The following is a 22,282-nucleotide window of genomic DNA, read 5'->3' on the forward strand; positions in this document are numbered from 1 at the left end:
CCCGCACCCCCGCAGGGGTATAGCGCCGGAGCGCGGGGCGTTACGACATGTTCCGGACATGCCAAGTGAGTCGCTACGGTTCCGGCAACCCCCACACCGAACGAGGAGACCCCATGCTCCGAATCCGTGCGCTCGCCGTCGCCGCAGCCTTCGCGACCGTCGCGCTCACCGCAGCACCCGCCGTCAGCGCCCCCGCTGACGACCCGTCCATAGCCGCCGCCCTGGCCGCCGCCCCCACCCGCACCGCGGCCGTGCCGACCGCCCTGCTGCACGCGATGCGGCGCGACCTCGGGCTCGCCCCGCAGGCCGCCGCCGACCGGATCGCCCGCGAGGGCCACGCCACCGCCGTCCAGCGCGCCCTCACCCAGGCGCTCGGCGACCGCTGGGCCGGCGCCTGGATCGACGGACCGCAGGCCGACCTGGTGGTCGCCACCACCGACGCCTCCGCCGCCCGGACCATCACCGCCCACGGCGGCCGGGCCACCGTCGTCCGGCACGCGCTTGCCTCCCTGGACCGGGCCAAGGACGCACTCGACCGGGCCTCCCGGGCCGCCGCCCCGGACGCCACCCCGCTCTGGTACGTCGACGTCCGCTCCAACGCCGTCGTGGTGCGGTCCGCCGACGACGCCCGCACCGGGGCCTTCCTGGACCGGGCCGGGGTGGACCGCTCCCTGGTCCGGGTCGAGCGCGCCACCGCCGCACCCCGGCCGCTCGCCGACCTGCACGGCGGGGACGCGTACTACATCGACAACGCCGCCCGCTGCTCGATCGGCTTCCCGGTCACCCAGAACGGCCAGCCCGGCTTCGTCAGCGCCGGCCACTGCGGCCAGCCCGGCTCCAACGCCACGGCCTCCGACGGAAGTTCGATCGGCACCTTCCAGGGCTCGACCTTCCCGGGCAACGACTACTCCTGGGTGGCGGCCGGATCCGACTGGACGGCCCAGCCGCAGGTCAACGACTACGCCGGCGGCGCGGTCACGGTGGGCGGCTCGTCCGAGCAGGCGGTCGGCGGCTCGGTCTGCCGCTCCGGATCCACCACCGGCTGGCACTGCGGCACCGTCCAGGAGCTGAACGCCACCGTCAACTACCAGGAGGGCAGCGTCTACGGTCTCACCCGCACCGACGTGTGCGCCGAACCGGGCGACTCCGGCGGTTCGTTCATCTCCGGCAACCAGGCCCAGGGCGTGACCTCGGGCGGCTCCGGCGACTGCACCTCCGGCGGCGAGACCTACTTCCAGCCGGTCAACCCGATCCTCAGCACCTACGGCCTGACCCTGGCCACCGGCTGATCCGCCCGGGGCCGGCGGGGTCCACAGCACCCACCGGCCCCGGCCTCACAACCCCGCCTCACGACTCCGCCCCACAGCTCCGCCTCACAGCTCCGCCGTCCGGCGCTCGAACACATCGGGACGCGCCGTCTCCAGCGCCGTGGCCACCGCGCCCAGGAGCACCGCCTCCTCCCCCAGCAGGCTCGGGGCGAGCGTCGGAGGCATCGGCGCGAAGCGGCGCAGGGCCCGCTCCAGCGGTGCCAGGAGCAGGTCCGCGCTGCTGCCGATCCCCCCGCCGAGCACCAGCAGGTCCGGGTCCAGCACGGCGGACAGCACCGCCACCGCGTACGCGAGCCGCTCCGCCTCCCACTCCACCGCCCGCAGCGCCGCGTCCTCCCCGGCCCGGGCCCGCTCGAAGACCTGCTTGGCGGTCAGCCGGCTCCGGCCCTTCCCCGCCAGCCCGAACTCCTGGGCGGCGCGGACCACCGCGTCCGCCGCAGCCTCCTCCTCCAGCGTGGTCCCGGTCGGCTCGCCCGGGCGGGCGGGCAGCGGCACCAGGCCGATCTCACCGAGCGCGCCGTGCGCACCGAGCAGCAGCTCGCCGTCCTTCACCACCCCCACCCCGAGGCCGGTGCCGACCAGCAGGTAGGCGAACATCCGGCTGCCGCGCCCGGCCCCCAGGGTGTACTCCCCGAGCGCGGCCAGGTTGGCGTCGTTGGCCACCGTCACGGCCGTACCCAGGCCCTCGCCGATCCGGTCGAACAGCCCAGGCCGACCCCAGTCGGGCAGGCTGGTGGCGTACCGGAGGCCGCGGCGCTCCTCGTCCCACACCCCGGGCGTGCCGATCACCGCGTGCACGAGGTCCCCGGCGGCCAGGCCCGCCTCGGCGGTCGCCTCCCGCGCGGCGGCGACCACGGCGTCCGCGACGGCGTCCGCGGTCCGGCCCCGGTTGGGCACGTCCCGCCGGGCGACCACGGTGCCGGCCAGGTCCGCCACGGCGACCCGGAGCCGGGCCCGGCCGACGTCCACGCCGAGCACGTGACCGGCCGTCGGGTCGACCTCGTAGAGCACCGCGGTGCGGCCCCGTTCCGGGGCCACCCGGCCGGCCTCGCGGACCAGCCCGGCCTGCTCCAGGTCGGCCAGTGCGGCGGACACGGTGGGCTTGGACAGTCCGGTGTCCCGGGCCAGTTGGGCGCGCGAGGTACCGCCGCCGGTGCGCAGCAGCTCCAGCAGCAGCCACTCGTTGTTGCTGCGCTGCCGCTGCCGGTTCCACGGCACCCCCGGGGCCCCTGCCGCCGGACGACTGGTCGGCTGGTGGGGGCTCATCGGTTCCTCCGGTCTGGGCTGCTGACGGGCTGTCCTGCACACGGGCGGGGCTGCCCGCGGCCGACGCCGCCGACGGCCCCGTTGCCGCCGCCCAAGTATGACCGGTGATCACCCGCGACCCACCGCCCGGACCCGCCCGAACGCCCGCGCGGACCGGCGCACCCCGCCCCGCACACGCCGCCCGCCCCGCCCGCCCCGCGCCGATACCCGCCCGCCCCGCGCGCCGCGCCAGAACCCGCCCGACGCTCAGGCGCCGCCGGTCGTGACCCAGCCGCCGGTCATCGCCCCCACCGCCGACCCGTCCAGGTCGGCCAGCTTGACCCCGACGAAGGCCCGGGCCGTCTCGGAGGTCTGCACCCGCAGCGGCGGCCGCTCGGCGGTGAGCACGTCGACGATCGGCGCGGCCGCCTCCTCGGGGGTCTGGGCGTTGCCGAAGGCCTTCGAGGTCCGGTCGACGTACGCCTCCAGGGCGGGGCCGTACGGGCCGGCGGCAGCCACCAGCGCGGGCACGTCGATGCCCTGGTTGCCGATGAACTCGCTGGCCACCGCGCCCGGTTCGACCACGGTGACGGCCACCCCGACGGCGGCGGCGACCGGCGCCAACGACTCCATGAAGCCCTCGACGGCGAACTTGGCCGCGCAGTAGGCCTCGTTGAAGGGCTGCCCGACCACCCCGCCGACGCTGGTCACGGTGACCACCCGGCCGCCGGCGGCGCGCAGGTGCGGCAGCGCGGCCCTGGTCACCTCGACCACGCCGAAGTAGTTGACCTCCATGGCGGCGCGCACCGGTGCCATGCCGTCCTGCTCGACGGTGCCGACGACGCCCGCGCCCGCGTTGTTGACCACGGCGTCCAGCCGCCCGTGCCGGTCGAGGACGACGGCCAGGCAGTCCGCGACGGAGGCCGGGTCGGTGACGTCCAGCCGCTCGATCTCGATCCGCTCGGCGACGCCCGCCTCCTGCGCCGCGTGCAGCAGGTTCCCGGCCCTGCCGGTGTCGCGCATGGTGGCGACCACCCGGAAGCCGACCCGGGCGGCGGCCACCGCGGCGGCGAGGCCGATCCCGGAGGAGGTGCCGGTGATCAGGACGATCCGGGTGCCGTTCATCGGGGTGACTGCCATGCGGGCCCTCCTCGCGACCGCCGGCGGTTCCGGCGGTCGATGACTGTGTGCGTGTGCACGCACTCTACAAGTGCGTGTGCGCGCACGCAACCGGTCGCGCTTCGCTACAACACCGTCTCCGACCGGTCAAGGTTTCACCCAGTTGTGGGCGTGCCGCGCCCCGGCGCGTGATCATGGGCCTATGCACTTCCGGCACGGGCCCCGCGCAGAGGGCACCCCACCCCCGGACGCCCGCTCCCTGACGGCGACCGCGGCAGCCCTCGCCGCCCGCCTCGGCTCCATCACCGGCCGTGACCGCCCCGGACACCCGGGCCGTGACATCGAGAAGCCCGGCCGTCAGGACCCCGACCAGCAGAACCCTGACCAGCAGAATCCCGGCCAGCAGAATCCCGGCCAGCAGGACCCCGGCAGCGAGAACCCCGCCGACGGGCCCCCCGCCAACGACCCCGACCTGCTCCGCGAGCTGCTCGCCACCGCCCCGGTCGGCGTCGCCCTGCTCGACGACCACCTGCGCTGGCACTACCTCAACCCCGCGTTCACCACCGTCACCGGCCTGCGCCGCGCCGACCTGCTCGGCCGCGCCGCCGCGGCCACCCCCTTCGCCGGCACCGTCGCCACCCTGCGCCGCGTCCTCGCCGACGGCCGCGACCGCGAGCACGTCACCGGCGGCCCGGACGGCGCGGGCACCCCCGTGCCGCCCGGACTGCGGGTGCGCTACCGGCCGCTGCGGCACGGCGGGCGGACCACCGGCGTGATCGTCGTGGTCCTGGACGACCCCGACCCAGCCCGCGAGCAGCTGCGCGAACTCGAACAGGCCCGCGCCCGGCTCGCCCTGCTGGACGCCGCCGCCGAACGGATCGGCACCACCCTCGACATCGGCACCACCTGCGCCGAACTCGCCGCCTTCACCGTGCCCGCCCTCGCCGACCTCGCCGTCGTCGACGTGCTGCCGCCCGAGGCCGAGCCCGCCCGCCCGGGCCGGGCGGGTGCCCAACGGCTGCACCGCGCCGCGGTCCGGGCGGTGCCCGGACTCGACGCCGCCCTCGCCGAACTGGCCCGCCCGGGCGAGTCCGTGCGCCACCGCGAGGGCTCGGCCGCGGCCCGCGGCCTGGCCGGCGGCGTCGCCGTGCTCACCGAACCCGGGCCCGCCGACGCCTGCCCGGCGGGCACCGCCTCACTCCTGGTCCTGCCGCTCGCCGCCCGCGGCCACCTGGTCGGGGTGCTCACCCTCGGCCGCACCGCCGCCACCCCGGCCTTCACCCCGGACGAGGCCGCCCTGCTCGGCGACCTCGCCGCCCGCGCCGCCACCGGCATCGACAACGCCCGCAGCTACACCCGCTCCCAGGGCATCGCCCTGGAACTCCAGCGGGCCCTGCTGAGCGAGCCCGGCAATCCGCACCAGAACCTCTCGCTGGCCTCCCGCTACCTGCCCTCCGGCAGCAGCTCGGTGGTCGGCGGCGACTGGTACGAGACGGTCCGACTGCCCTTCGGCCGCACCCTGCTGGCCATGGGCGACGTGATGGGGCACGGCGTCGAAGCGGCCGTCGACATGAGCCACTACCGCGCGGCGCTGCGCGACATCGCCACCATGGACCTGCCCCCGCACCGGATCCTGCGCCAGCTCGACAACGTGATCTCCGCCGACGACACCGCCCGCCCCGCGACCTGTCTGCTGGCCCTCGCCGACCCCGGCCGCGCCCGCTGGACCTTCTCCAGCGCCGGCCACCTGCCGCCCGCCCTGATCACCCCGGACCACCCCACCGAGCTGCTGCCCGTCCCCACCGGCCCACCGCTCGGCACCGGCTTCGGCGGCTACGAGCAGTCCACCCACCCGCTCGACCCCCGGCAGACCCTGCTGCTCTACACCGACGGCCTGGTGGAGCGCCGGAACGAGGACATCGACACCTCGCTGGAGCGCCTGGCCGCCCTCCGGCTGCCCGCCACCGGCGACCTCGACGAGCTGCTCGACGCCGTCCTGCACTCCCTCGCCCCGCCACCGGCGCCCGCCGCGGAGGACGACATCGCCCTGCTCGCCGCCCGGCCCAAGGCCCGCTGACCGCCCACCGGCCGGCTCCTCGCCCGCCGGGCCCGCCGACCTACTCCTCGAACCAGACCACCAGCCGGACGTGCTGCTCCCCGTGCACCTCGGCGAGGGTGCGCAGCACCGTCCACACCGGCCGCCACGACCCGTCCTCGGGGACGGCGTCGCGGCGCCGGTCGCGCTCGGCCCGGAAGACCAGCGGGCCGGTGTCCCACTCGGTGCCCTCGGGCCAGTGCTCGCCGAGCCGCCCGAAGTCGAAGGTCCGGCTGTCGATCCCGGCGGCCCGGGCGAAGGTCCGGCTCCAGTCCTCCCGGCGGACCGGCTCCAGCGAGCCGTCGGGCCGCCGCCGGTACCGGGCGATCCTGGTCGCCCGGGGCAGCGCCGGCTCGTCCCAGTCCACCGCGAGCACCTCGTCCCAGCCCAGCCAGGTGGCGCCGAAGGCCGCCGGGCCCCAGCAGGCGTGCCCGGCGCGGGTGGTGGCCGAGGCGTCCGCGGGCAGGCCGCGGGCGCCGACCACCGGCCGCCAGTGGCCGTGCGGGTCCCGCACCCCGAAGAGGCAGGCGAAGGCGGCGTAGTCCCTGGTCGGGCCGAGCAGGGAGAGGTCGACGGCCGCCTGCCAGGCCGGCTCCCCGGGGTCGAGGCCGGGGGCCCAGGTACGGCACTCCACGAAGCCTCGGATGTCCGTTCCCATGGGCCGGATCATGCCCGGTCGGCCGCGATCCCCGCACCCGGTTCACCGCCCCACCGGGGCGGGCCTCACCCGGCCTTCGCGAGGGCCTGCTCGATGTCCGCCCACAGATCCTCCGGGTGTTCGATGCCCACCGAGACCCGCACCGTGCCCGGGCCGATGCCCGCCGCCGCCAACTCCTCGTCCGACAGCTGCCGGTGCGAGGTGCTGGCGGGGTGGACCACCAGGGTGTGGACGCCGCCCAGCGAGGGTGCCAGCGCGGCCAGCCGGACGGACTCGGTGAAGACCCGGGCCGCCTCGCGGCCGCCCGCCAGGTCGAAGGCCAGCACGCCGCCGTGGCCGTCCGGCAGCAGGCGGCGGGCGAGTCGGTGGTCGGGGTGGTCGGGCAGGCCCGGGTAGTGGACGGCGTCGACGGCCGGGTGGGCGGCCAGCCGGGTGGCCAGGTCGAGCGCGGTGTCGCAGTGGCGGCGGACCCGCAGCGCCAGGGTCTGCAGGCCGCGCAGGGTCAGCCAGGCGGCGAAGGGGTCGGCGCTGGCGCCGAGTTCGGTCCCGTGGTGCCAGACCTTCCGGTGCAGTTCGGGGTCGGCGAAGACGGCGATCCCGGCCAGCACGTCCGAGTGGCCGCCCAGGTACTTGGTGGCCGAGTGCACCACCACGTCCGCGCCGTGCTCGATCGGGCGGCACAGCAGCGGGGTCGCGAAGGTGTTGTCGACCACGCTGAGCACCCCGGCCCGCTTGGCGACCGCGATCAGCCCGGGCAGGTCGGTGACCCGGGTGGTGGGGTTGGAGACGGTCTCCAGGTGCAGCAGCCGGGTGGTGGGCCGCAGCGCCGCCGCCACCTCGTCCGGGTCGGAGCCGGAGACGTGGGTGACCTCGACGCCCCACCGCTGCGCGAGGTCGGCCAGCAGCGCGAACGTCCCGCCGTACAGGCTCCGTTGGGCGATCAGGTGGTCGCCGGAGCGCAGCAGGGCGAGCAGCACGGTGCTGATCGCGCCCATGCCGGAGGCGGTGGCGAGCGCCCCGGTGCCGCCCTCCAGGTCGGCGACGGCGTCCTCCAGCGAGCGGACGGTGGGGTTGCCGTAGCGGTTGTAGACGAAGGCCCCGTCGGGGCCGGCGAAGGAGGCGGTGAGCGCCTCGCTGGTCTCGAAGGCGTACAGGTGGCCCTGGTGCAGCGGGACGCCCATCGGCCGGGCGCCGCCGAGTCCGGCCAGCGGCGGGTGGACGATCCGGCTCTCGGGGCGCAGCGCGTCGGCGGCGGGGCTGCGGGAGAAGTCGCTCATGCCGCCCATCCTGGGGCGCGGCGGCCGGGCGGGACAGGGCCAATCACAGCCGGGTGGCCCGCCCCGGCGCCGTGTCGGCACCCGGGCGGGCCGCCCCGGAACCGGCTCAGCGACGGCGGAAGAGCTTCCGCACGAGGTGAACGATGCCCCAGATCACCAGGATGACGAACAGGATGATCAGAATGACCACGACCAGCAGGAACTTGCCGAGCTTGGCGAAGAAGCCGGACTTCTTCTTCTCCGCCTTGGCCGCGACGTGCGCGGCCTGCCGGTCCTGCGCGCCCTGAGCGACGGCGCTGACGGCCACGGGCGCGGCGGGCGCCTGGGCGGCGGCCGGTCCGCCGGCAACGGCCGTGCCGCTCACGGCGGTCCGGGGTGCGGCCACCGCCGTCGCGCTCGACGCCGCGGCGCTGACGCCGGCGGCGGCCAGCAGTGCCACCAGGGCGCCGGCTATCGAACGTGCGATCCGGTGAGTCATCGTGCTCCTCGTGCGGGTACGGAGCGACGGAGATGAGACCCGGTCGACCTTCTCTCATGGTCTGACCAGTATTTTTCTCATCTGCGCCTAGTATGCTCCTCTGGAAGTTCTACAGCGGTGTAAAAGTTTAGCGGCGGGACGACCCGGATCGACTCCGACCCAGGACCACGCAAGCCACCGCTCCGTCGGGGTTCCGTGGCAACTGTGGAGGATGACGCCGTGTCGGGTCGCAGGGGTTCCACCGAGAGCGAGAATTCGTCGCACCGGGCCGGTGGACGCAGAGCGGCGAACCGCAAACCCGGTACGGGCGCGGGCGGTTCGAGCAGGGACGGTTCGTCGAAGGACGGTTCGGTCGAGGACGGCGCGGGCAAGGAGATACCCGACGCCCGCCCCGCCGGCCGGGCCAGGCCGAAGCCCAAGCGCAGCACCAAGCAGAAGGTGCTCTGGGTGACGGCCGGCTGCACCGCCCTGCTGGTCCTCGCCGGCGGCGCCGTCTACTACCGCCTGAACAGCAACATCACCACCTTCGACCGCGACGCCCTGAGCAAGGACCGCCCCGAGGCGGCGGCCCCGGACGCCCAGGGCCGCACCCCGGTCAACCTGCTGATGATCGGCTCGGACAGCCGCGGCAACGGCAACAGCGACCTGGGCGGCGGCGGGGACGACGGCGCCCGCTCGGACACCGCGATCCTGCTGCACGTCTACGCCGACCACAAGCACGCCGTCGGCATCTCGATCCCCCGCGACTCCCTGGTCGACATCCCGCCGTGCAAGCTGCCCAACGGCACGTGGACCAAGGAACAGACCAAGGTGATGTTCAACAGCGCGTTCTCGGTCGGCAACACCGACCAGGGCAACCCGGCCTGCACCCAGAACGCCGTCGAGAAGCTCACCAACCTGCGCGTCGACCACACCATCGTGGTGGACTTCGGCGGCTTCGCCGCGATGACCAAGGCGGTCGGCGGCGTCGAGGTCTGCCTGCCGAACAACGTCTACGAGGGGGACCTCAACCCCAACCTCGGCCACAAGGGCAAGCTGGTCTTCGCCAAGGGCAAGCAGAAGGTCGAGGGCCAGTCCGCGCTGGACTTCGTCCGGGTCCGGCACGGCATCGGCGACGGCTCCGACATCGGCCGTACCAAGCGCCAGCAGGCCTTCCTCTCCTCCCTCATCAAGGAGGTCAAGTCCCGGGGCATGGACCCGACCACCCTGCTGCCGCTCGCCGACGCGGCGACCAAGTCGCTCACCGTCGACCCCGACCTCGGCTCGGCCGCCAAGCTGATGTCCTTCGCCATGTCGATCAAGGACGTCGACCTGCACGACGTCAAGTTCCTCACCGCGCCGTGGCGTTACGAGGGCCCCCGGGTCGCCCTGGTCCACCCCGACGTGGACCAGCTCTGGGCCGCGCTCAAGGCCGACCGCACCATCGACGGCCAGGACGCCAGCGCCCAGAGCCCGGCCGCCACCGACTCCGCCGCCCCCAGCACCCCGCCCGCCGCCGAGGCCACGCCCTCCGCCGCGGCGGCCGCCAGGAACGCGGACATCAAGGTCGCCGTCCTCAACGGCACCGGCGAGAACGGCATCGGCAGCAAGGGCGCCGAGACCGTCAAGGGCGCCGGCTACACCGTCACCACCGTCGGCAACGCGGTCGGCAAGGCCCGCAGTACCACCGTGGTCGAGTACGGCGCGGGCGAGCGCAGCAACGCCGAGGCCGTCGCCAAGCTCTTCCCCGGGGCGACCGTCCAGGCCGGCGGCAAGGGCCTGAGCGTGGTGCTCGGCCACGACTTCGCCGCCGCCAACCCGGCCCCCGCCACCGGTTCGACGCCCGGCGCGCCCGCCGCCCCGGCCCCGCTGCCGACCAGCGTCAGCGGCACCGCCCGCTCGGCGGACGACGACCCGTGCGCCAACGTGTCGTACGGCTGAGCCGCCCTCCCGGGAGCCGTCCCGCAACCGACGGCCCCCGGACGACCGACGGGGCGCCCGTGGACCTCACCGGCCCGCGGGCGCCCCGACGCGCCGCGACGTACCGGCCGCTCAGCGCCTCGACCCGCAGGACGGGCAGAACGCCGACCCCTCGGGCACGTCCTTGTGGCACTGCCCGCACCGGACGGGCTGCGCCAGCTTGAACCCGCAGCCGGGGCAGAACGGCGTGCCGTGGGTCTCGGTGTGGCACTGCGGGCAGACCAGTTGGCGCGGCGTCCGCACGTCGTACTCGGCGCCGGACTGCTGGCCGACCTGGTAGGCCCGGTCCGACACCATGTCGTTGAGGCCGCGCCGCTGGGCCGCGGCCGCCTCGGCCGCGGTGTCCGGGGCGCAGGTGAAGCACAGGCCCTGCTCCGGGTTGAAGCAGCGGCCGCAGACGTAGTGGGTGCAGCGGGCGCAACGGTTGAAGTGCGACTGGGCGTTGTCGATCGCGCGCTGGAACGCGGCGTCCCGGGAGGTGCCCCAGGTCTGGCCGGCCAGGCCGTCCGCGGCGTTGCTGATCGTGTTGGCGTTGCCGCCGATGAGGTTCCAGGCCGCGCTGACGCCCTTGCCTATCCAGCCCGCCACCTGGCCGGTGGTGAACCGCTCGAACGGCGAGCGCCAGGTGTCGGAGCAGCGGTAGCAGGAGAACTCGAACTGGAAGCCCGCGCCGGTCCCGTGCTGCTCGCACAGGTCGCGGTAGTTGTTGCTGAAGTAGATCTCGGAACTCACGTCGTCCCCGGTTGCTGAAAGTGGCCTAGTCGGCGTTCGCTCCCAGGGACGACCGGTGCACTCGAACGGTTCCGCCAAGAACTCCTGACACTCTCTTCACAAACCGGAGACCGGCAGCAGCCGTACCCGGTCGGGCTCGAACGGCCGCCAGTCGGCGGGCCGTCCGCTGCGGCCGACCCGCAGCCGGCACCAGTTCCGCCCGGCCGGGTCCTGCCACCAGCCGCTGATCCAGCCGGGCGCCCAGCGGCCGTCACCGAGGTCGACCTCGACCGGCTGGTACACCCACCGGACCTCCCGGTCCGCCGGCGGCACGGGCACCTCGACGGGCGCCGCGAACACCGCGGGCACTTCGGCGGGCGCCACGAACACCGCGGGCACCACACCAGGCGCCGCGAACACCGCAGACGACACGGTGGGCTCTGCGGGCCCGCTCGACCCCTCCACCACGGCTCCGCCTCCGATCCGACCGGTGCGACCGCGCCCGACGCCGCGGCCCGACGCCGGAACTCTACAGCCGTGTAGAACACGGCGGGCGGAGTTCCGGCGATGCGGTCCCGCTCAGCGCCCGGCGCGCCGCGCCCGCCGGCGCCTCCACAGCGCGATCGGCACCACGCCGGCGAAGGCGAGCACCGCCGGCGCCGGGGGCGCCTCCACCGGGCTGCCCGCGGCCCGGGAGGGCACCTTGTCGAAGGTGTCCGGGACGGGCAGGGTGGACCAGTCGGAGATCGGCCACGCCACCACGAACGCCCGGCCGACCACGTTGTCCACCGGCACGAAGCCGTCCCCGGTGAGGTTCTGGTGCGGGCGGGAGTCCCGGGAGTTGTTCCGGTGGTCGCCCATCACCCAGAGCTTGCCCTTGGGCACCGTGACGGTGCCGACCGGGTCGTTGTCGCAGGGCGCCGCCCCGCGGAACACGTACGGCTCGTCCAGCGCGACGCCGTTCACCTTCACCGGACTGCCCGCGTTGCACTCCACGGTGTCGCCGCCGACCGCGATGACCCGCTTGATCAGGTCCTTCTCGTCCGCGGAGGGCATCAGGCCGACGGTGCTCAGCGCCTTCTGAACGGTGCCCATGAAGCCGCCGGAGCTCGTCGTGGGGGTGTCCTCCAACCAGCCGCCCGGGTCGCGGAAGACCACCACCTCCCCGCGTTCCGGCTCGGCGCCGAACCACGGGGTGAGCTTGTCGACCAGCACCCGGTCGCCGATCTGCAGGGTGTTCTCCATCGAACCGGAGGGGATCGAGAAGGCCTGCACGAAGAAGGTCTTGATGCCGAGCGAGAGCAGCAGGGCGATCACCAGCAGGATCGGCAGCTCCTGCCAGAACGGGCGCTTCTTCCGCGCGGGCTTCGCACCGGCCCCGGTGGGCTCCTCCGGTCCGGCGGCCCGCCCGGCTTCCGGCTCCGACGGCTCCTCCGTCCCGGCTCCGGAACCGGTGCCCGAGCCACTGCCCGGCCCGCCGCCCGGCCCGGTGTCCGGCCCCGCCGGTGCGGTCTCCGGCCTCTGCTCGGTTCCGCCGCTCTCGCCGGACTCCGTGCTCTGCTGCACACTCATGTAATCGGCCCCTCCCGATGGCCTGGGGGGAGCCCGAAGCGGAGACCCCCTGTCAGGGAACGAACCTACCGAACAGAGGTTCCCGGGCGCGCCCTGATGTGGATCCGTTCGCCCTGCGGGCCGAACAGGCTGAGGAACTCCACCGGCTGCGGGCCGGCGTTGCCGAAGCCGTGCGGGGTCCGGGTGTCGAACTCGGCGGCCTCACCGGCGGTCAGCTCCAGGTCGTGCGGGCCGAGCACCAGCCGCAGCCTCCCGGACAGCACGTACAGCCACTCGTAGCCCTCGTGGACCTTCAACTCCAGCTCCGGCCCGGCGTTCCGGCCCGGCGGCACGATGTGCTTGTACGCGTGCAGACCACCGAGGTGGCGGGTGAGCGGGACGACGGTCTGCCCGTTCCTGGTCACCGGGCGCGGGTGGATCCGCGGGTCCCCGGTGGCCGGGGCGCCGACCAGTTCGTCCAGCGGCACCCGGTACTCCCGGGCCAGCGGCAGCAGCAGCTCCAGGGTCGGCTTGCGCTGCCCGGACTCCAGGCGGGACAGCGTGCTGAGCGAGATCCCGGTCGCCGCGGCCAGTGTGGCGAGCGTGGTGCCGCGCTCCCGGCGCAGGGCCCGCAGCCGCGGACCCACCGTGGTGAGGACGTTCTCGAACTCTTCGTCGGCCATGCCTGCTATTCGCCGGGACGGCAAGGGTGCTTGTCAATCCGGCACACCGGTGACGGCCACCCCGCCGGTCGGCGGGGCCCGGTGGCGGTCCGCCGATCGCCACCGGGCCCCGTCCTCCGGCTTCCCGGATCACGGCCTTCCAGTCATCCCGTCACATGGTCGTCCCGTCATGCGGTCGTCCTGTCATGCGGTCGTCCCGTCACATGGTCGTCCCGTCAACGGGCCGCGCGCTACCGGTACTCGCGCAGCCGGGGCCGCACCCCCAGCGCGGTGAGCGCCACCGCCGCCGCCAGGACGACCCCGCCCAGGGCCGCCGTGGTGCCGTCGAGGTCGCCGTCGGTCGCCGCGAGGGCCGAGTCCATCGCCTTCTGGTTGACGTCGATGGTGTCCTGCACGGCCGCGCTCAACTGCCCGAACTGGTAGTTGGACTGCCCCTCGGCGAGGCCGGTGTTGAGCGTGATCGCGTCCTTGAGCTGCCCCGCGCCGCGCAGCACGCGCATCCGGTGGTCGATGGTCTGGTACTCCTGGAAGGCGCTCAGCACCCGCTCCGCGGCCGCCTGCTCGCCGGGGAAGGTGATGTTGTTCAGCTCGTCGCCCAGGTACCCGCCGAAGAGGACGGTCGAGCGGTTCTGGTGGTGCCGTTCGACGGCGGTCTGCAGCCGGGTGCCGTAGGTGTCCAGGGTCGCCCCGTCGAGGTGGACGATCGCCTGGCTCTGCTCCAGGTAGGCCTGCTCCCACACGGCCGCCCGGGTCGGGTCGATCAGGTAGCGGCTCTCGTCGGCGTTCATGTCGTACGCGACGGCGCGGGACCGGCTGAGCGCGATCACCGAGTCGTAGGCGTCGCTCTTGGCCGTCACCAGGTGGTCCGAGGTGCGGCCCACCAGGGCCAGGCCGGTCACCAGCACCACGCCGGTCAGCAGGGTGACGCCGGCCAGCGCGGGGTTGAACACCCGGTGGTAGCGCACGAACAGCGCGCGCTGGAGCCCGACCAGCGCGGCGAGGGCGAGCAGTCCGACGGCGAACAGCCACCACCAGCCGGCGCCCAGGGCGTCGCGCTGCTGGCCGTAGACGCGGTCGACGGTCGCCTCGTTGGCGGCGGTGACCTGGTCGGCGGCGGGCAGCAGTTGGCTGCGCAGTAGGTCGGAGGCCTGCCGGTAGGCGTCCAGGGCGGCGGGCGAGGGCTGGCCGGCCGGGGCCTTGGCCTGCTCCTCCAGCAGCTGGGAGCGGGCCACCAGGGCCTCGTAGCTGCCGAGTCGGCCGAGCACCAGCTGGACGGCGCGCTGCCCGGCCGGGTCGGCGGCGGCGGCCTGGGCGGCCTGCTGGAGGTCGTCGTCGGCCTGGTTGCGGCGCCGCTCGTAGGTGTCCAGGGTCTGCTTGCGCAGCGCGGCGTAGTCCTGGTCGTCGCCGACCAGCAGCAGGTTGGCGGCCTGGGCGTCCATGTCGCTGAGCGCGAAGTAGAGGTCGGCGGCGCGGGTGGCCTGCGGGGCCGCCCGGTGGCCGATGGTGTCGGTGCCGTCCCGGGCGCCGCCGAGCACGGCGGTGGCGGTGGCGCCGAGGCCGATCAGGGCGGCCAGGCTGAGCGCGGTGAGCCCGCGGACCAGGCGCGGGGTGGTCCAGTAGGAGCGGCTGCCGATCGTCCGCAGGCCCTGCCCGAGCCGGGCCAGCGGCCCGGACGGTCCCCCCGGTCCGGCGGACTCCCCGCTCCCGGCCGGTTCCGGGCCGTCGTCCCCTTCGGCGGCCGCCTCCTCCGAGGTGGCCGATCTGCCTGCTGTCGAGGTGGTCATGACCGCACGTCCCTTTCCCCCGTGGCACGGTCCTCCGGGGGCTCCCGGCGGGAACCGCACACAGAACCGTTTCTCTCCGCCGCGCGACGCTAGTGCCGCGCCACCGGCGATGAGACGCTCCCTGACGGCTCCTTGACACCGGCGGAGGGGGATCTTGACGGTTCCTTAGCACGGGGGTCGTCGGTGGCACACGGACGGCCCGCCCGGGGCCGTCAGAGCCAGTCGCGGCGCTTGAACACCAGGTACAGCCCGGTGCAGACCAGCGCCATCAACCCGATCGCGAACGGATAGCCGAAGGCCCACTTGAGCTCCGGCATGATCTCGAAGTTCATCCCGTAGACCGTGCCGATCAGGGTCGGCGCGAACAGGATGGCCGCCCAGGAGGAGATCTTCTTGATCTCGTCGTTCTGCGCGTGCCCGGCCTCGGCGAGCTGCTTCATCTCCTCGTTCTGCCGCTGCGAGACCAGCGTCGCGTTCACCGTCAGGATGTTCTGCAGCATCTGCCGGAAGCCGTCCACCCGCTCGGCCGCGTAGGTGGCGTGGTCGGCGACGTCCCGCAGGCGGCGCTGGAGCTCCTCGTCGGTGCCGTACTTGCCGAAGCCCGCCTCCAGGCTCCGCATGATCTCCAGCAGCGGACGGGTGGCCCGCTGGAGCTCGATCACCTCGCGGGACAGCTCGTAGATCCGGCGGGAGACGTGCGGGTCCCCGCCGAACACCTCGGTCTCGATCTCGTCGATGTCGTGCTGGAGACCGGCGATCACCGGCGCGTAGCCGTCCACCACGGCGTCCAGCACCGCGTACAGCACCGCCTCCGGGCCGAGCGCCAGCAGCTCCGGGTCGTCCTCCAGGCGGCGGCGCACCGCGGAGAGGTCCGGGGCCTGCGAGTGGCGCACGGTGATGACGAACTCGGGGCCGACGAACAGGTGGATCTCGCCGAAGTCCACCTCCTCCGCCTCGTCCAGGTAGCGGGCGGCGCGCAGCACCACGAACAGGGTGTCGCCGTAGCGCTCCAGCTTCGGCCGCTGGTGGGCCACGATGGCGTCCTCGACGGCCAGTTCGTGCAGGTTGAACCGGTCCGCGGCCTCCAGCAGCTGCGCCTCCGCCGGGCGGAACAGCCCGATCCAGGCCATCGTGCCGGGCCGGTCGGGCAGTTCGCGGTAGATCTCGGCGAGGTCGGCGGGCGCGTCCGTGCGGCGGCCGTCGCGGTAGACCGCCGCGTCCACGACGGAACGTTCCAGTGCCACCGGCTCGACCGGCTGGTCCGGGCGCGGGTCCATCGAGTGCTCGGGCGCGGACCGGGGATCGACGGGCCGCCGCTCGGCCGTCGGACGGGAGAACGGACGCTTGCTCGCGCGCACGGCGCGCACACGCCAGTCGGACATGGCGGGGAACCTCCACGGTGGGTGCCCGGCCGCCGCCGTGCTCGGCACGGCGGGCCGGGGGCGCCCGGCCCGCCGCCACGCGCACGGCGCGACCGGCAGCACACCCCCGCCGGTGGCGGGGTCAGCCCTGCGCGGGAGCCGTACGGGAGGAGGAGTGCCGGGGGCCGCGAATCCTGCGGGACAACCGGGGGCGGGGCCGACTTCGACCCGTACTACTGCACTCCACGGCCCTCACCTCCTCGAATCCGCGCGCCCCGGAGGGCGCCGACGCAACCCGCCCGATTTTAGTACCCACGCGACCGATCCTCTCCCCCGCCCCTCGCCGGCACCGTTGGGACCGGACCCCCGGGGCGGCTCCTGGACCGTCCCGACCCGGCGTCAACGGGCCTGCGCGATGGGCCCGTTCGTCCAGCAGGAGCGATTACGGTCCGACGGGGCCGCCACTACGCTACGTCGCATGAATTCTTCGGAGACGGCCCCCGCGCGGGGCACGGCGGTGGTGATCGGCGGCGGGCTGGCCGGCGTGGTGGCGGCCTGGGCACTGCGGGGCCGCGCCGAGCGGATCGTCGTGGTGGAACGGGACCGCTACCCGGACGAGCCGGCGTTCCGGGCCGGGGTGCCGCAGGGCCGGCACGCGCACCTGGTGCTGGAGGCGGGCCACCGCGCGCTGGAGGAGCTGATGCCCGGCATCAAGCAGGAGCTGACCGACGCGGGCGCGCACCGGGTCTCCACCTCGGGCGACCTCCGGTGGCTCAGCTCCGCCGGCTGGATGGCCGACTACCCGGCCCGGCTGGCCTTCCTCTCCTGTACCCGGCCGGTGCTGGACAAGGTGGTGCTGGACCGGGTCCGCACCGAGCCGTCGATCGAGTTCCTGGAGGGCACCGACGTGGTCGGCCTGCTCGGCTCGGCGCAGCGGGTGACCGGGGTGAAGGTCCGCGAGCGCGGCCAGGAGCGCGGCGAAGTCCGGGAGCTCCCAGCCGAGTTGGTGATCGACGCGGCCGGCCGCTCGACCCCGGTGCCGAAGTGGCTCGGCGAACTGGGCCGCCCGGTGCCCGAGGAGCGGGTGGACGCGGGCGTCGCGTACGCCTCCCGGCTGTTCCACCGCCCGCCCGGCGTCGACCTCGGCCACCAGGCGGTCTACCTCCAGACCAAGGCCCCGGACAAGCCCCGGATGGGCGTCCTGCTGCCGGTCGAGGGCGACCGCTGGATCGTCAGCCTGGCCGGGATGCGCGGCGCCGAACCCGCACCCGGCACCGAGGGCTTCACCGAGCACCTGTCCCGGCTGCGCGACCCGGCCCTCGCGAACATGCTGCGGGGCGCCGAACCGGCGGGCGAGGTCCGCGGCTTCCTGCCCGGTCCGGGCGTGCGGCGGCACTACGAACGTGGCGCCCCGGACGGCCTGGTGGCGGTCGGCGACGCCGCCAGCACCTTCAACCCGGTGTACGGGCAGGGCATCACCGTGTCCCTGTTCTGCGCTCAGGTGCTGCGCCGCACGGCCGCCCGGCACGGCGGTGTCGGGCCGGCCACGGCCCGTGACGCGCGCCAGGAGATCGCGGCGGTGTCCAAGACCGCGTGGATGATGTCCAGCGCCGAGGACGTCCGGTTCGCCGCCACCACCGGCGGGCCCTCGGGAGCGCTGATCAGGCTCCAGCACCGCTACCTGGACAAGGTGCTCCGGGGTGCCACCCACAACCCCGCGATCACGGCGGCCTTCCACGAGGTGCTGTCGCTGGTCGCGCCGCCGACCCGGCTGTTCCACCCGGCGGTGGTGGCCGCCGTGCTGCGCGGCTGACGGCCGTCCCGGGCCGTCCCGGGCCGCCTCCGGCCGGTGCGGCCCGCCGGGCCGGCCGGTCCGGTCCGGACGCGCCCGTCAATTCGGGTGCGTCCGTTCCGGCCGCCCGCTACCCTGGCCGACATGTCTACGCCCCGAATCTCCTAGCTGACGGACCCGCCTCCACGCCACCCGTGTGTCCGCTAGCTGTTTCGGAGCGTCATCCCATGATCACCACCCGTGGTGTCGACGTGCGCGTCGGCGCCCGTCTGCTGCTGTCCGACGTCACCCTGCACATCGCCCCCGGCGACCGGATCGGCCTGGTCGGCCGCAACGGCGCCGGCAAGACCACCCTGCTCTCCACCCTCGCCGGGCAACTGCCCCCCGCCGCCGGTACGGTCACCCGCACCGGACCGGTCGGCTACCTCGCGCAGGACTCCCGCGCCGCCGACCCGGCCGTCACCGTCACCGACCGCATCCTGTCCGCCCGCGGCCTGGACACCGCCGTCCGCACGCTGCGCGACGCCGAACGGGCCATGGCCCTGGCCGGCTCCGCCGCCGAGGAACGCCGGGCGATGGACGCCTACGCGCGCGCCGACGCCGCGTTCCAGTCCCGCGGCGGCTACCCGGCCGAGGCCGAGGCCGCCCGGGTCGCGGCCGGGCTCGGGCTGCCCTCCCGGGTGCTGGACTCCCCCGTCGGCACCCTCTCCGGCGGCCAGCGCCGCCGGGTCGAACTGGCCCGCATCCTGTTCGCCGACCACGGCACCCTGCTGCTGGACGAGCCCACCAACCACCTGGACGCCGACTCGGTCGGCTGGCTGCGCGGCTTCCTCGCCGCCCACCGGGGCGGACTGGTACTGATCAGCCACGACCTCGACCTGCTGGCGGAGACCGTCAACCGGGTCTTCCACCTGGACCCGCAGCGCGCCGCGCTCGACGTCCACAACACCGGCTGGCGGGCCTACCTGGCCCAGCGCGCGGCCGACGAGCGCCGCCGCACCCGGGAACGGGCCAACGCCGAGCGCAAGGCCGCCACCCTGCACGCCCAGGCCGACCGGATGCGCTCCAACGTCGCCACCGCGACCAGCGCCCGCAGCATGGCCCGGCGCGCCGACCGGATGCTCGCCGAGCTGGAACCCGTACGGCAGGCCGAGCGCACCGCGCGCATCCGACTGCCCGAACCCGCGCCCTGCGGCCGGATCCCGCTCGGCGCGGTCAGCCTCGCCAAGGCCTACGGCGGCCGGACGGTGCTGAGCGGCCTGGACCTCGCCGTGGACCGCGGCAGCCGAATGGTCGTGCTCGGCCTCAACGGCGCCGGCAAGACCACCCTGCTGCGCGTCCTGGCCGGGCGGGAACGCCCGGACTCCGGCCGGGTCGTGGCCGGCACCGGCCTGCGGCTCGGCTACTTCGCCCAGGAGCACGACACCCTCGACCCGGCGCTCAGCGTGCGCGACAACCTGGCCGCGGCCGCGCCCGACCTGACCGACGGCGAACTGCGGACCGTCCTCGGCGCGTTCCTGTTCCGCGGGGACGACGCCGACAAGCCGGCCGGTGTGCTCTCCGGCGGCGAGAAGACCAGGCTGGCGCTGGCCGCCCTGGTCCACTCCGGCGCCAACGTGCTGCTGCTGGACGAGCCGACCAACAACCTCGATCCGGCCTCCCGGGCCGAGGTGCTGGCCGCGGTCGGCACCTACCCGGGCGCGATCGTGATGGTCACCCACGACCCCGGAGCCATCGAGGCGCTCCGGCCGGACCGGGTGCTGCTGCTGCCGGACGGCGACGAGGACCTCTGGCACGACGAGTACCTGGACCTGGTCGCCCAGGCCTGAGCCCAGGCCTGAGCCCCCGCCCCCGCCCGTAGCGGTCCGCCGTCCCCCCGGTGGGCCGCTACGGCCTGCGCGCCTCGATCAGGAAGCGCGCCGAATGGGCGACGAACGGCCCCTCCGCCCGGATCCGGGCGTCCAGCTCGCGCAGCCGGTCGAGGTGGCCCTCGACGGTGAAGCCCGGAACCATCCAGATCACCTTCCGCAGGAAGTGGACCACCGCGCCGATGTCGCGGAACTCCATCCGCAGCCGCTCCGAACGCAGGTCCACCACCTCGAGCCCCGCCGCCCGGGCCTCGGCACCCTCCACCTCGGGGCGGCGGCCCTCGCGCGCCTCGGGCTGCGGCCCGAGGAAGTACTCGACCAGCTCGAAGACCGAGGCCGGGCCGACGTGCTGGGCGAAGTACGTACCGCCGGGCCGCAGCACCCGGGCGATCTCCGACCACCAGGCCTTCACCGGGTGCCGGCTGCTGACCAGGTCGAAGGCCTCGTCCGCGAACGGCAGCGGCGGCTCGTCCTGATCGGCGACCACCACCGCGCCCAGCGGGTGCAGCAGCCGGGTCGCCCGGGCCAGATTGGGCGGCCAGGACTCGGTGGCCGCCAGGACCGGCGGGCGGCCGCCCTGGCGCAGGGCGCCGGCCAGCACCTCCCCGCCGCCGGTCTGGATGTCCAGGGCCGCCGACGCCGCCGCCAGCCGCCCGGCCAGCAGCCGCTGGTAGCCCCAGGAGGGGCGCTCCTCGGTGGCCCGGCCGTCCAGCCAGGAGAAGTCCCAGCCGTCCACGGAGACGGACCCGGCCTCGGCGATCAGCTCTTCGAAGGTGCGCATGCGTTGCATCATCGCGGCGCCGGCGCCGTGCTGCCAGTGGATCCGGAACCGGCCTGGTACCTCCGTACCCACTCCGCCCGCACCTCCAGGCCCCCGGCGGCGATCAGCCCGGACACCGGCTCCGCCCCGCCGCCGTCCGCCTCGAAGGCGAGCAGCACGTCCGGCTGCTCCCCGCACTGCCGCTCGACCAGCCGCCGCTCCTCGGCGGTCGGCTCGCGGAACACCGGATCCTGGAAGGACGCCGGGCAGCGGACGTACAGCGGGTCGGTGAGGACCAGCTCCAGGCCGTGGTGGTAGCCGAGGTCGTGACCGGCGGCCAGCCGCAGCTCGCCCGGATGCCAGGCGTACACCTCCCAGTCCCACCAGGACCCCTCCGGCAGCTCGATCACTCCGGCCACCGGACCGGGCCGTCCGGGATCGCCGCGATGCTCGGGTGGCGGACGGCCTCCAGCCCGGGGTCGGCGAGCAGGTCGGCGATCAGGGCGGGCGGGCCGAAGACCTCGGTGGCGCTGAGGTCCCAGTTGGTGAGCACGAACCAGGAGCGGTCGGCGGGCCACCAGTGCGCGGGGAACTGGGCGTACTCCGGCCGGGCGTCGTAGTGGGCGAGCACCTCGTCCAGTCGGCCTCGATGGGCCGTCACCGGTCGAGGCAGGTCCTCGATCGCGGCTGAGGCGAAGCGGCAGTCGGTCGCCGGCCCGTCGGCGCTGTGCCGGGCCAGCACCTCCACCAGCCGCGCGAGGCAGTCCCGGTCCGGCACCCCGATCAGCGGGTGGCCGACCTCGCCCGGGAGCACGACGCGGCGGTCGAACACCAGGTGCGACAGGGTGAAGGGCCAGTCGGCGAGGCGCCGCCCGGCGCCCGCCAGCGCCTCGGCCCAGCGCACCGGTCGCCCGTCCACCCGCAAGGTGTGCAGCACCCAGCAACGGTCGGCGAACCCGGGCTCCGGCCCAGAGCCGGGCCAACTCCCGTCCGGCTCGTAGCCGAGGACCGCCTCCCCCGCCTCCAGCAGCGGACGGATCCCGTCCAGTGAGTCCTCGTCCGGTATCCGTTCCACGGTCCGCCCCTTCCTTCGGTTCCGGAACCGCGGCCTCGAAGACCGCCACTCCGCGTCGGTACGTCTGCGCGAGGATAGCGGCCATGACGGCCAGGCCGGCCAGGGCAGCGAGCCGCCCACTGGTCCTGTCGACCACCACGCGGGGAGGCCTCGACGCCACGACCAGGACACCGCAGTCCGACCTCGGCCGCGTCTACTGACGACATCGGCACCCAGGCGATCGGACTGGCCGCGCTGGGCCACCGGGGGACCGGCACCGACCTCAGCCCGGTCGCCGCCGCCCGGGCCACGGCAGAGGCCGCCGCACGTGGGCTCCGACTGCCCACAGCGGCCGCCGACATGCGCGAACTCCCCTTCCCGGACGGCCGGTTCGACGTCGTAGTGTGCGCCGACAACGCGCTCCCCCGCCTGCTCGCGGCCGAGGACGTCCGCGCCGCGCCCGCCGCGATGCACGCCTGCTGGCCGGTCATCGCCGTGCCGCTGTTCCTCTTCCACCTCGCCTACACCAAGCGCCACGGCCTGCGGGCCTGAGGCCGGG

Annotated in this window: 19 protein-coding genes and 1 pseudogene; 6 read left to right on the forward strand and 14 right to left on the reverse strand. The window is 74.8% G+C overall.

What is annotated here, in order from left to right:
* Positions 1 to 113 precede the first annotated feature (113 nt).
* A complete protein-coding gene (locus ACZ58X_RS00850) occupies positions 114 to 1,289 on the forward strand; it encodes a S1 family peptidase (RefSeq protein WP_470331501.1) in 1,176 nt (391 codons plus the stop codon).
* An 84-nt stretch (positions 1,290 to 1,373) separates the two neighbouring features.
* Here the strand turns inward: ACZ58X_RS00850 and ACZ58X_RS00855 are convergent, their stop codons facing one another.
* Both ACZ58X_RS00855 and ACZ58X_RS00860 read right to left on the reverse strand, forming a co-directional pair.
* Positions 1,374 to 2,594: an ROK family protein gene (locus ACZ58X_RS00855; RefSeq protein WP_470331502.1), complete on the reverse strand. Its 1,221-nt coding sequence runs from the start codon at positions 2,592 to 2,594 to the stop codon at positions 1,374 to 1,376.
* Between the two features lie 246 nt (positions 2,595 to 2,840).
* Complete coding sequence (locus tag ACZ58X_RS00860) at positions 2,841 to 3,713, reverse strand: SDR family NAD(P)-dependent oxidoreductase (RefSeq protein WP_470331503.1); 873 nt, start codon at positions 3,711 to 3,713, stop codon at positions 2,841 to 2,843.
* Between the two features lie 181 nt (positions 3,714 to 3,894).
* On the opposite strand from ACZ58X_RS00860, the gene ACZ58X_RS00865 reads away from it, so the two are divergent.
* Entirely contained in the window at positions 3,895 to 5,769 is a 1,875-nt protein-coding gene (locus tag ACZ58X_RS00865; RefSeq protein WP_470331504.1) for a PP2C family protein-serine/threonine phosphatase, read from the forward strand.
* A 40-nt stretch (positions 5,770 to 5,809) separates the two neighbouring features.
* On the opposite strand, the gene ACZ58X_RS00870 is transcribed toward ACZ58X_RS00865, so the two are convergent.
* From ACZ58X_RS00870 to ACZ58X_RS00880, 3 genes are all read right to left on the reverse strand, one after another.
* The gene (locus ACZ58X_RS00870; RefSeq protein WP_470331505.1) at positions 5,810 to 6,445 is read right to left on the reverse strand and encodes a hypothetical protein; all 636 of its coding nucleotides are present in this window, start codon (positions 6,443 to 6,445) and stop codon (positions 5,810 to 5,812) included.
* 65 nt (positions 6,446 to 6,510) lie between these two features.
* Positions 6,511 to 7,722, reverse strand: a complete 1,212-nt coding sequence (locus ACZ58X_RS00875; protein ID WP_470331506.1) for a trans-sulfuration enzyme family protein — start codon at positions 7,720 to 7,722, stop codon at positions 6,511 to 6,513.
* A 106-nt stretch (positions 7,723 to 7,828) separates the two neighbouring features.
* A complete protein-coding gene (locus ACZ58X_RS00880) occupies positions 7,829 to 8,200 on the reverse strand; it encodes a hypothetical protein (RefSeq protein ID WP_470331507.1) in 372 nt (123 codons plus the stop codon).
* Positions 8,201 to 8,419: 219 nt separating this feature from the next.
* Here ACZ58X_RS00880 and ACZ58X_RS00885 point away from each other — a divergent pair, with 219 nt between their 5' ends.
* The gene (locus ACZ58X_RS00885) at positions 8,420 to 10,120 is read left to right on the forward strand and encodes an LCP family protein (protein WP_470331508.1); all 1,701 of its coding nucleotides are present in this window, start codon (positions 8,420 to 8,422) and stop codon (positions 10,118 to 10,120) included.
* Between the two features lie 111 nt (positions 10,121 to 10,231).
* On the opposite strand, the gene ACZ58X_RS00890 is transcribed toward ACZ58X_RS00885, so the two are convergent.
* The 6 genes from ACZ58X_RS00890 to ACZ58X_RS00915 form a co-directional block, all read right to left on the reverse strand.
* Positions 10,232 to 10,891: a double zinc ribbon domain-containing protein gene (locus tag ACZ58X_RS00890; RefSeq protein ID WP_470331509.1), complete on the reverse strand. Its 660-nt coding sequence runs from the start codon at positions 10,889 to 10,891 to the stop codon at positions 10,232 to 10,234.
* A 96-nt stretch (positions 10,892 to 10,987) separates the two neighbouring features.
* Positions 10,988 to 11,302, reverse strand: a complete 315-nt coding sequence (locus ACZ58X_RS00895; protein ID WP_470331510.1) for a hypothetical protein — start codon at positions 11,300 to 11,302, stop codon at positions 10,988 to 10,990.
* A 147-nt stretch (positions 11,303 to 11,449) separates the two neighbouring features.
* Positions 11,450 to 12,442 carry a signal peptidase I gene (gene lepB / locus ACZ58X_RS00900; protein ID WP_470331511.1) on the reverse strand — a complete coding sequence of 331 codons (993 nt, stop codon included), beginning with the start codon at positions 12,440 to 12,442 and terminating at the stop codon, positions 11,450 to 11,452.
* 65 nt (positions 12,443 to 12,507) lie between these two features.
* Positions 12,508 to 13,104: a helix-turn-helix domain-containing protein gene (locus tag ACZ58X_RS00905; protein WP_470331512.1), complete on the reverse strand. Its 597-nt coding sequence runs from the start codon at positions 13,102 to 13,104 to the stop codon at positions 12,508 to 12,510.
* Positions 13,105 to 13,334: 230 nt separating this feature from the next.
* On the reverse strand, positions 13,335 to 14,888 hold the full coding sequence (locus ACZ58X_RS00910) for a hypothetical protein (protein WP_470331513.1): 1,554 nt from the start codon (positions 14,886 to 14,888) through the stop codon (positions 13,335 to 13,337).
* Positions 14,889 to 15,100: 212 nt separating this feature from the next.
* On the reverse strand, positions 15,101 to 16,270 hold the full coding sequence (locus ACZ58X_RS00915) for a magnesium and cobalt transport protein CorA (protein ID WP_470331514.1): 1,170 nt from the start codon (positions 16,268 to 16,270) through the stop codon (positions 15,101 to 15,103).
* A 457-nt stretch (positions 16,271 to 16,727) separates the two neighbouring features.
* Between ACZ58X_RS00915 and ACZ58X_RS00920 the strand changes: the two genes are divergently transcribed.
* Positions 16,728 to 18,062, forward strand: a complete 1,335-nt coding sequence (locus tag ACZ58X_RS00920) for an NAD(P)/FAD-dependent oxidoreductase (RefSeq protein ID WP_470331515.1) — start codon at positions 16,728 to 16,730, stop codon at positions 18,060 to 18,062.
* 206 nt (positions 18,063 to 18,268) lie between these two features.
* Complete coding sequence (locus ACZ58X_RS00925; protein ID WP_470331516.1) at positions 18,269 to 19,870, forward strand: ABC-F family ATP-binding cassette domain-containing protein; 1,602 nt, start codon at positions 18,269 to 18,271, stop codon at positions 19,868 to 19,870.
* 58 nt (positions 19,871 to 19,928) lie between these two features.
* On the opposite strand, the gene ACZ58X_RS00930 is transcribed toward ACZ58X_RS00925, so the two are convergent.
* The 3 genes from ACZ58X_RS00930 to ACZ58X_RS00940 are packed head-to-tail and all read right to left on the reverse strand — an operon-like array spanning position 19,929 to position 21,744.
* Positions 19,929 to 20,690, reverse strand: coding sequence for a class I SAM-dependent methyltransferase (locus tag ACZ58X_RS00930; protein WP_470331517.1), 762 nt, complete (start codon positions 20,688 to 20,690; stop codon positions 19,929 to 19,931).
* An 8-nt stretch (positions 20,691 to 20,698) separates the two neighbouring features.
* A complete protein-coding gene (locus ACZ58X_RS00935; RefSeq protein WP_470331518.1) occupies positions 20,699 to 21,079 on the reverse strand; it encodes a hypothetical protein in 381 nt (126 codons plus the stop codon).
* On the reverse strand, positions 21,076 to 21,744 hold the full coding sequence (locus ACZ58X_RS00940; protein ID WP_470331519.1) for a hypothetical protein: 669 nt from the start codon (positions 21,742 to 21,744) through the stop codon (positions 21,076 to 21,078). Before ACZ58X_RS00940 ends, ACZ58X_RS00935 begins: the two co-directional genes overlap by 4 nt.
* Before the next feature lie 204 nt (positions 21,745 to 21,948).
* On the opposite strand from ACZ58X_RS00940, the pseudogene ACZ58X_RS00945 reads away from it, so the two are divergent.
* Positions 21,949 to 22,194: pseudogene (locus tag ACZ58X_RS00945) on the forward strand (class I SAM-dependent methyltransferase); the annotation flags it as partial.
* Positions 22,195 to 22,282: the final 88 nt, after the last annotated feature.

This window comes from Kitasatospora sp. NPDC040550 (genome assembly GCF_055594965.1).